Source organism: Streptomyces sp. NPDC006487, assembly GCF_042870555.1.
Lineage (GTDB): Bacteria > Actinomycetota > Actinomycetes > Streptomycetales > Streptomycetaceae > Streptomyces.
Genome location: NZ_JBIAHN010000047.1, coordinates 1 through 4,626, shown reverse-complemented (window position 1 = coordinate 4,626; position 4,626 = coordinate 1). Strand labels below are relative to the sequence as shown.

The 4,626-nt window shown below is 75.1% G+C and carries 5 protein-coding genes and 1 riboswitch; of the genes, 2 read left to right on the top strand and 3 right to left on the bottom strand.

Translation table 11 applies throughout. The annotated features are described in order from the left end of the window. Positions 1-206: 206 nt before the first annotated feature. The 3 genes from ACFYM0_RS37860 to thiO all read right to left on the bottom strand — a co-directional run bounded on the left by ACFYM0_RS37860 (position 207) and on the right by thiO (position 2,459). Positions 207-1,010, bottom strand: coding sequence for a thiazole synthase (locus ACFYM0_RS37860; protein ID WP_388510280.1), 804 nt, complete (start codon positions 1,008-1,010; stop codon positions 207-209). Positions 1,011-1,014: 4 nt separating this feature from the next. Then, positions 1,015-1,215: a sulfur carrier protein ThiS gene (thiS, locus tag ACFYM0_RS37855; RefSeq protein ID WP_243330100.1), complete on the bottom strand. Its 201-nt coding sequence runs from the start codon at positions 1,213-1,215 to the stop codon at positions 1,015-1,017. Continuing rightward, a complete protein-coding gene (thiO, locus tag ACFYM0_RS37850; protein WP_388510278.1) occupies positions 1,212-2,459 on the bottom strand; it encodes a glycine oxidase ThiO in 1,248 nt (415 codons plus the stop codon). The genes thiS and thiO overlap by 4 nt, the downstream gene beginning before the upstream one ends. Further along, positions 2,457-2,569, bottom strand: a riboswitch (TPP riboswitch). Its footprint overlaps the gene before it by 3 nt. A gap of 181 nt (positions 2,570-2,750) precedes the next feature. Here thiO and ACFYM0_RS37845 point away from each other — a divergent pair. Together ACFYM0_RS37845 and ACFYM0_RS37840 are read left to right on the top strand one after the other, a co-directional pair. Beyond that, a complete protein-coding gene (locus ACFYM0_RS37845) occupies positions 2,751-3,995 on the top strand; it encodes an NAD(P)/FAD-dependent oxidoreductase (protein ID WP_388510275.1) in 1,245 nt (414 codons plus the stop codon). A 114-nt stretch (positions 3,996-4,109) separates the two neighbouring features. Continuing rightward, positions 4,110-4,475, top strand: a complete 366-nt coding sequence (locus tag ACFYM0_RS37840; protein WP_266909416.1) for an Rv2175c family DNA-binding protein — start codon at positions 4,110-4,112, stop codon at positions 4,473-4,475. Positions 4,476-4,626: the final 151 nt, after the last annotated feature.

Here is a 4,626-nt window from a genome sequence, read left to right as displayed (position 1 = left end):
CCCGAAGCCTTCGCCGCTTCCGGCCGGGCCCGGTCCCGTCTTCCCCCGGTCCCGCCCGGCTGGGCGGTCTGGTCCCGCCTCGGTGCCGAGGGGGGGCGGGTGGGCAGCCACCGGCCCGGGGTGGAGCGCGAGGGGGCAGGGACCCCGCACACGCCGGAACCCGTACGCCATCAGGTCCCGCGCACGCGGGAGCCCGTACCGCCTCCTCAGAACGCCGGGCGTTCCGGGTCCAGGGCCGCGCGGCCTTCCACCGGGGAGGAGGCTTCCGCGAAGCGGCGTTGGGGGATGCGGCCCGCGCGGTGGGCCAGGCGGCCCGCCGAGACCGCGTCGCGCATGGCCGCGGCCATCAGGACGGGGAGCTGCGCCCGGGTCACCGCCGAGGCCAGCATGACCGCCGCGCAGCCCAGTTCCATGGCCAGGGCCACGTCCGAGGCCGTTCCGGCTCCGGCGTCCAGGATGACCGGGACCCCGGCCCGCTCGGTGATCAGCTCGAAGTTGTGCGGGTTGCGGATGCCCATGCCGGAGCCGATGGGGGAGCCGAGCGGCATGATCGCCGCGCAGCCCACGTCCTCGAGTTTGCGGGCGAGGACCGGGTCGTCGTTCGTGTAGGGGAGGACGGTGAAGCCCTCGTCGACCAGGACCTCCGCCGCGTCGAGCAGTTCGACCCCGTCCGGGAGGAGGGTGCGTTCGTCCGCGACGACCTCCAGCTTGATCCAGTCCGTGCCGAGGGCCTCCCGGGCCAGCCGGGCCGTCAGTACGGCCTCGCCCGCCGTGAAGCAGCCCGCGGTGTTGGGGAGGACCGCGATGCCGAGGCGGTTCAGGACGGACAGGACCGAGCCCTGGACCGTCGGGTCGAGGCGCCGCATCGCGACCGTGGTGAGTTCCGTGCCGGACGCGACCAGCGCCCGTTCCAGGATGTCCAGGCTCGGGGCCCCGCCGGTGCCCATGATCAGGCGCGAGGAGAAGGTCCGGCCGGCGAGGGTGAATACATCGTCGGGGGTGTCCGCCATGTGTTCAGCCTCCCTGGACCGCGGTGAGGACCTCGACGCGGTCGCCGTCGGTCACGGAGGTGTACGGCCACTGGCCGCGCGGAACCACGGTCTCGTTGAGGGCGGCCGCGACCCCCTTGGTGGCCTCGGTGAGGGTGGCGACCACGGTGGCGAGCATGGTGCCGTCCGCGATCTCGCGCGGCTCGCCGTTGACGGAAATGGTCATGCGAACGACTCCTGTCGCGTGAGGGTCGACATGTGGGGCGACGTGTGGGGCGACGTGTGGGGCGACGTGTGGGTCGACGTGAGGGCGAAACGGCGCGGGGTGAAGGGGCGGGCGATCTCCGGCAGTTCGCCGGTGGTCAGCAGGTCCGCCATCACGTCCCCGGTCAGCGGGGTCAGCAGGACCCCGTTGCGGTAGTGCCCGGTGGCCAGGTGCAGCCCCGGGAGTTCCGTCGGACCGAGGAGGGGGGCGTTGTCCGGGGATCCGGGCCGCAGTCCGGCCCGGGTCTCCACCAGGGGGAGTTCGGTGATCCCGGGCACCAGCTCGTGGGCGTCGCGCAGGAGTTCGTAGACCCCGCCCGCGGTGACGGTGGTGTCCCAGCCGAGCTCCTCGCTGGTGGCGCCGAGGACGAGTTCGCCGTTCTCGCGGGGCACGAGATAGACGTGGCTGCCGCGCACCACGGCCCGTACGGTCCGTGACAGGAACGGGGCGTAGGACGGTGGCACGGCGAGGCGCAGCACCTGGCCCTTGACCGGCCGTACGGGGGCCACGGCCTCCGGCGGTACGCCGTCCAGCCGGCCGCTGAGCGAGCCCGCCGCCAGCACCACCTGGTCGGCGCGCAGTTCCGTACCGCCGTCATCGTCGAGGACCGCGCCGCAGGCCCGGTCGGCGGCGGTCAGCAGTCGCGCCGCCCCGGCACGGTGCAAGGTGACCCCGGCCCGTTCGCAGGCGGCCAGCAGGGCGGCCGCGAGGCGGCGCGGGTCGACCTGGTGGTCGCCGTCCACGCGCAGGCCGCCGCGTACGCCCGGAGCCAGCATCGGTTCCAGGCGGCGGCACTCGCGGCCGGTCAGCCACTCGGACTCCAGGCCGCAGCGGCGCTGGAGCGCGTGCAGTTCGCGCAGGTGCAGCCGGTCGTCGGCGTCGAGGGCGACGGCGAGGGTGCCGCAGGCGCGGTAGCCGATGTCCATGCCGCCGCTGGCTTCGGCGAGCTCGGCGGCGAATTCGGGGTAGCGGGCGGCGGAGGCGAGGTTGAGCCCGAGCAGGGTCTCCTCGCCGTAGTGCAGCTCGGTGACGGCGGCCAGCATGCCGGCCGCGACCTGGGCGGCGCCGCCGCCGGGGGCCGGGTCGGCCAGTGCGGTGCGCAGCCCGCGCCGGGCCGCCCGCCAGGCGGTGACCAGGCCGATGATGCCGCCCCCGATGACGAGGACGTCGTAGCCGGGACTCCGGCCGTTCCTGGATGAATGCATGGGCGTCCAGCCCCTCCCTTCGCCGGCATGACCCGGATCAGGTTCGTACGGTCGGAGGCCGGCCAGCCTCCCTCTCAGCCCGGTGCGCCCGGACTCCCGCGATAGGTTCGGTGCCAGAGTAACGCCGAGCCCGACGGCGGGTAAGGCTGCCTCCCCGGTGCCGGCCTCCGCCTGGGTCCCGCCTGGGCTCTGCCCGGCCTCCGTCCCGCCTCCGCCCGGTCTCCGCTGCGTCTCCGCCCCGGTCTCCGCACGCTATTCCTGGCGAACCGTCAGTTGATTAGGGTGGGCCGCGTGAGCGAGCAGACGCAACAGCAGAGGCAGCAGGCGGAAGGCACGGGGCGCGGCGTGGTCGTCGTGGGCGCCGGGATGGCCGGGGTCCAGACGGCGGTCGCCCTCAGGGAGCAGGGCTGGACCGGCCCCGTCACCCTGCTGGGAGCCGAACCCCACCAGCCCTACGACCGGCCCCCGCTGTCCAAGGCGGTGCTCCTCGGCAAGGCCGAGGACTCGGCCTTCGACGTCGACTTCGGGGAGCTCGGCATCGAGCTCCGGCTGGGGGTCGAGGTCACCGGACTGCGGGCCGCCGACCGGGAGGTGGACACCGAGGCGGGACCGGTCCCGTACGAGTTCCTCGTGCTGGCCACCGGTGCCCTCCCGCTGAACCTGCCCGGCGCGGAGGGCGTCCCCGGGGTGCACCTGCTGCGCACCCTGGACGACGCGGCCCGGCTGCGGCCCGTACTGGCGGACGGCTCGGCGGTGGTGGTGGTCGGGGCCGGGTGGATCGGTGCGGAGTTCGCCACCGCCGCCCGCGAGGCGGGCTGCGCGGTGACGGTGGTCGAGGCGGCCGACCGGGTGCTGGCGGGCGCGCTGCCGCCGGAGGTCGCCGAGCCGATGGGCCACTGGTACGCCCAGGCGGGCGCCGAGCTGCTGACGGGCGCGCGGGTGGCCTCCGTGGAACCGGGCCGGGTCCTGCTGGCCGACGGGCGGGAGCTGCCGGCGGAGGCGGTGGTGGTGGGCATCGGCGCCCGCCCCGCCACCGGATGGCTGGCCGGGTCCGGCGTGGAGCTCGGCCCGGACGGAGCGGTCACCGCCGACGAGTGGCTGCGCACCTCGGTGCCCGGGGTGTACGCCGTGGGGGACTGCGCCTCCTTTCCCTCGGAGCGTTACGGATCCCGGCTGCTGGTGCACCACTGGGACAACGCGCTGCAGGGCCCGCGGGTGGTGGCGGCGGACATCCTGGCCGGGGGCTCGGGGGAGCAGGTCTACGACCCGGTCCCGTACTTCTGGTCGGAGCAGTTCGGCCGCTTCGTGCAGTACGCCGGGCACCACGCCGGCGCGGACGCACCGCTGTGGCGCGGGGACCCGGAGTCCGACACCTGGTCGGTGTGCTGGCTGCGGGAGGGCCGGCTGGCCGCGGTGCTCGCGGTGGGCCGCCCGCGCGACCTGGCCCAGGGGCGCCGCCTGATCGAGTCGGGCGCCCTCGTGGACCCGGAGAAGGTCGCCGACCCGGCGGTCGCGCTGAAGTCGGCGGTGCGCTGACCCGGCGGGGCGCGGGCCGGGAACGGGTTCCGGCCCGCGCCGACGCCCCCGTCCGGACCCCGGACGGGGCCGCTCGGGTACCGGCAGGCAGTCCGAGATGGCAGGCTTGTGCCCGTGACCGAGATTGACGCAAAGATCGATGCCCTTGTTCCCGCCTGGCTGTACCTCCCCGACATCGCGGAGATGCTCGACATCGAAGTGACCAAGGTTCGCCAGCTGGTCAAGGAGGGTCAGCTGCTCGCGGTGCGCCGCGGCGAGAACCGCTCCCTCCAGGTCCCCGCGGCCTTCATCGACGGAGACAAGATCGTCAAGGGCCTGGTCGGGCTGCTGACCGTGCTCCGCGACGACCGCTTCACCGACGCGGAGATCCTGGAGTGGCTCTTCACCGCCGACGAGACCCTGCCCGGCACCCCCGTGCAGGCACTGCGCGAGAATCGCGGCACGGAGGTGAAGCGCCGCGCTCAGGCGCTCGCCATCTGACCTGACTCCGCCTCGTACGCGGTGTGGGGGGCCCCGGGGGGGGCCCCCCCCCCCCCCCGGGCCGCGGCCCGCCCCCCCCCCCCCGGGGGCCCCACACCCCCCCCCCCCCACCCCCGGGCCCAGGCCCCCGCGAACGCTGGCCCGGCCCCCC